Annotated in this window: 6 protein-coding genes; all 6 read left to right on the forward strand. The window is 43.5% G+C overall.

Annotation, left to right across the window (positions count from 1 at the left end; genetic code table 11):
- The first annotated feature begins 30 nt into the window (after positions 1-30).
- The 6 genes from B0182_RS13315 to B0182_RS13340 all read left to right on the forward strand — a co-directional run bounded on the left by B0182_RS13315 (position 31) and on the right by B0182_RS13340 (position 4,097).
- Entirely contained in the window at positions 31-267 is a 237-nt protein-coding gene (locus B0182_RS13315; RefSeq protein WP_078275378.1) for a hypothetical protein, read from the forward strand.
- The gene (locus B0182_RS13320; protein WP_078275379.1) at positions 260-730 is read left to right on the forward strand and encodes a GNAT family N-acetyltransferase; all 471 of its coding nucleotides are present in this window, start codon (positions 260-262) and stop codon (positions 728-730) included. The genes B0182_RS13315 and B0182_RS13320 overlap by 8 nt, the downstream gene beginning before the upstream one ends.
- Positions 731-746: 16 nt before the next feature.
- Positions 747-2,087 (forward strand): hypothetical protein, encoded by a 1,341-nt coding sequence (locus B0182_RS13325; protein ID WP_078275380.1) that lies wholly within the window; start codon positions 747-749, stop codon positions 2,085-2,087.
- Positions 2,088-2,180: 93 nt separating this feature from the next.
- Complete coding sequence (locus B0182_RS13330; protein WP_078275381.1) at positions 2,181-2,522, forward strand: hypothetical protein; 342 nt, start codon at positions 2,181-2,183, stop codon at positions 2,520-2,522.
- Between the two features lie 289 nt (positions 2,523-2,811).
- Positions 2,812-3,522: a BRO family protein gene (locus B0182_RS13335; protein ID WP_078275382.1), complete on the forward strand. Its 711-nt coding sequence runs from the start codon at positions 2,812-2,814 to the stop codon at positions 3,520-3,522.
- Between the two features lie 74 nt (positions 3,523-3,596).
- Complete coding sequence (locus B0182_RS13340; protein WP_078275383.1) at positions 3,597-4,097, forward strand: hypothetical protein; 501 nt, start codon at positions 3,597-3,599, stop codon at positions 4,095-4,097.
- Positions 4,098-4,118: the final 21 nt, after the last annotated feature.

The following is a 4,118-nucleotide window of genomic DNA, read 5'->3' on the forward strand; positions in this document are numbered from 1 at the left end:
GAAAATGGGTGAAGTATTAAGGAGTATTAAATGATTTTAGACATACCTACTCATATAGAACAGGCAATCATTGCCAAAGCACAAAGGCAAGGCATAAGTGTCAATGAGATGCTTTATGCGTTCGCCTTAGACGAGCCTATGTTGGACAGTGGTCATGCCAAAAATGAGCCTTTGACGGCAAAACAAGCGGACATACTAGACCGCCTAGACGATAAGCCAACGCCCTTTATGCAGGAGCTATTGGACATGGGTAAGCGGTATGTATGAGGTTGTCGCTCTTGGTAAAAATCACGATAGGGCAAGGTTTGATTGTGGTGATGATGAGCTAAACCGCTATCTGTCCCAATACGCCAATCAGCACGCCAAAAAAGGCATTTCAAAAACCTATGTACTCATAGATGATGGCAATCCCAATGAGGTATTGGGGTTTTATTGTATGGGGGCGTATGCTTTGGATAACAGCGGTCGTGTGTTGGCAGGTTATCCCAATGAAATCCCTGCATGTTTGATTGGTCGGTTTGCCATTGATGAAGCCATGCAGGGCAAATCACTTGCCAATCATCTGTTCGCCCACGCCTTCGCTCATATCGCTAAGACGGCAAAGATAATGGGGCTTGCCTATGTGGTGGTGGACTTAAAGCGTGATGAGCTAGCCCCTTTTTATCAAAAAATGGGGTTTCAAAGACTAAGCGGTCTTAGAATGGTGTTATCCACTAAGGTGTTGGGATAAAATTTAGTGAGGTCATATGGACGTAATACAAGAAGCAGAGATTTGGTTGATAGATAATGGGATTTTGCCGTCATCGGTGCAATATAATATCTACACCCAAAAACAGGTTTTAAAATACCCAAACGCTGTGGCGGTGTTGGGCGTGGGAAAGACAAGACATGGTAATAACATTGGCTTTGCTATTGAAGTGGTGCAGGGTCAAGGGGTAGTGTATGGCGGTATATTAGAGCCTGACGGTGTTGCCATGTGGGGCAAAAAAGGACTTATGCGAACCATTACCGAGAACAAACTGCTGATTGATGTCATGCAAGAAATGGCACAAGAACATCGTACCGCCCTTGCTTATTATGAACGGATTGCCAATGAAAAAGGCATATCCTTAATGGAAGCCATGCAAAAATACCCATTGCCAGAGCACCAAAAATCTAGCACGCCATCAAGAAGTGCGGAGCAAACACCGCCAGAGCCGGCACCCATTCGCCAAACACCGCCAAAACAACAAAGCGTGGTGGTAGATGATGAACCTGACGAACAACAAGGCGAAAGTCATTCTAAGGTTTGGGATTGGTTGGCTTGGGGGCTTTTTGGGTGTGTGGCTGTTATTCTTGGTGTTCCTGCTTTGGGCGGTTCGGTTTCAAGTACCATGTTGGAAGTAATGATACCCGCCTTGGGGCTGATAGTCCTGCCTTTGCTCATTGCTTTGATTTGGTATGTATTTAAATCTATTTATACCATGTTCCAATACAGCAACCTGTGGGGGATATTGGGGGTTGCCACTGTCATTTTTGGGTTTTATCCATTGCTTGCAGGGGTGTTTTATTTTACCTATGAGTTAGAAGATGAGGACAAGACAATATTTAAACGGTTGTTTATGTCTTGTTTTATGGTTGTATTTATTGGTATAGGTTCGGCAATCGTATTACCTGCGTTGAGCGATAATAAGCAAGTAGAGAGTGCGTCTAGTTATGAAGGTAGTCATTCTGATATTGAGAATTTAAGGGTTAGTGATGATGAGTTATATGCTGTCTTGGAGAGTGAGATAGTAGAAATAAAACCAACCCTACCCGTAAAGGTAGATAATGAAACATTTATTGTGGATATTCAGCTAGATAAGGCTATGCGTAGGATTAACTATATTTCTAGGTTTAGCCGAAATAAAGATGAGTTGTTATTGAGTGATGAATATTTTCAGAAAAGGAAACAATCTGTATTTGTATCAAATGACGATAATTTCTGCCAAAACGAAGCAGTTAAACAAACATTGGTAAATGGTATAGAGATGAGATATGTGTATTACTCAAACGATGGTTATCAAATAGGGAAATACAATATTACTCGCCAAGATTGTGGTTACTAATCAGGAGCGTTTAGACAAAGACCAAGATGTTAGAGAAGTTGGCCTAGTCTGTCAGGCGGTTGAGCATCAATATCTTAATCCTTAGGAGATTTTATGCTGAGAGTTTTTAAATTTTTCGCTATCACGACTGTGTTGTTGGTTGTGGCGGGTTGTGGCAGCACCAGTAATTATGCAGGTTGTATTGTGGAAAATATGGAAGGGGTGCAAAATAAAAAAGCGGCGGCAGCAGTTCGCCGTTTATGTGGTGAAAAATATCCAAAACGCTATGATGGCTTAGAAGTTGGCGTGGGCAATGGTTGGTTTGGCGGAACAACTCGGGACGAATGTGTTGCAACAAAAGGAAAAACTGTATTGGACGAAAGTGGCTCTAGAAATGTATTTAGGGCTTGTCGCTGTCTGTATGATGAGCCAGACTATGACGGGCAAGAATGCTGAATAATCTCAAAAACCCCTTGACAATAAGGGGTTATTTATTGTACGATGTACATACTACTAAAATTCAGCGGTATCAAATCTCGCCCCGAAAGAGCGTGTTTTTTATGCCTATTTATCCCAAAAGTTAATCCGACTTCTTTTTGTGATAAAAACCATTTCAAAACGTCTTATGACGGGTTGAGAGAGCCTAATACAACACCTAGCAATAGGAAATAAGCTCCGCCGTCTGAATCGGTAGTTGATGCCCGTTACCCTATGGTAACTTACTAACTAAAATTCAGGAGTTCTTATGAACGCAATTCAATCTTTTCACTTTGAAAATCAATCCGTCCGTATCATTTTGGACGAAAACAACCAACCGCTTTTTGTTGCCAAAGATGTTGCTGTAACACTTGGTTATCTACGCCCAAATGACGCCATTAAACAGCATTGCAAGGGGGCGGTAAAACACCGTACCCTTTCAACAAAGGGTGGAAATCAAGAAATGCGAGTTATCTACGAACCCGATGTTTATCGCTTGATTTTTGGCAGTAAATTAGAAAGTGCGGTCAAATTCCAAAACTGGGTCTTTGATGAAGTGCTGCCCACAATCCGTAAAACAGGGCAATACCGCCATACACTATCTACCGAACAGCAACACGCCATTCAAAAGTGCGTCCGCCAAAAATGCCTACATAACAGCACGCACTATCAGACGGTGTACACCGCCCTAAAAGATAAGTTTGGCGTGCCAAGCTATAAGGATATTTTGGCAAGTGATTTTGATGAAGCGGTGGCGTTTATTATGCAGTTTGAATTTGCCGTTAGTTCAGGCATAAGTCCAAATATCGCCTTTATGCTGGCTCATCACACTCGTCAAATCAAAGAAGCCCAAGATGAGTTTTGGGGTGTCATGGGTGAGTTTGCCAGTGTCTTAGAACGTCTGGGTGAGCTACAAATACGTCTAGAAAAGTCCGAGCAGTGTGTTTATGCTCTGCAACGGGGGCTGATGAACCACTAAACCCCCACAAGGTTCGCACTCCCTAACATTTCCCCTTACAATAATCCTTACATTCTCTATGTAAGGATTTTTTTATGCAAAACACTATCCGAGCCAAAGGCGAGTACTTTGAGCGTATCAATGGCGGTGAGTGGGTCAAGTCGGACAATCTGGTTACCGATGAAGGGCTGACTCATATCCTAAACGTGGCATTTGGCACAACGCCAAAGCCCCAAGCCTACTATGTCGCCCTATACGGTGCGTCTGCCACACCACAAGCGAACTGGACGGCACAGAACTTTGCCAGCACCGCAAGCGAGATTGTGAGCATGAGCGAAGGCTATAACAGTGCCACACGCCCCAAATGGACACCTGAGAACACCAGTAGCAACAGCATTGACAGCATCAAATCGGCGGCGGTGTTTAATATCGTAACCGACAGCACGCTGACGGTACAGGGTGCTGGACTACTCACATCAGCTACCAAAGGCGGTACAGATGGCGTGTTGGTGTCAGCGATTAAATTTAACGCCCCACGCACGTTCCAAAATGGCGATGTGTACGAAATCGGCTATCGGATTAGTCTGACGGTGTGATAGGTGTCGCTGATGATGTAC

Origin of the sequence: Moraxella bovis (assembly GCF_002014975.1) — a bacterium.
GTDB lineage: Bacteria > Pseudomonadota > Gammaproteobacteria > Pseudomonadales > Moraxellaceae > Moraxella > Moraxella bovis.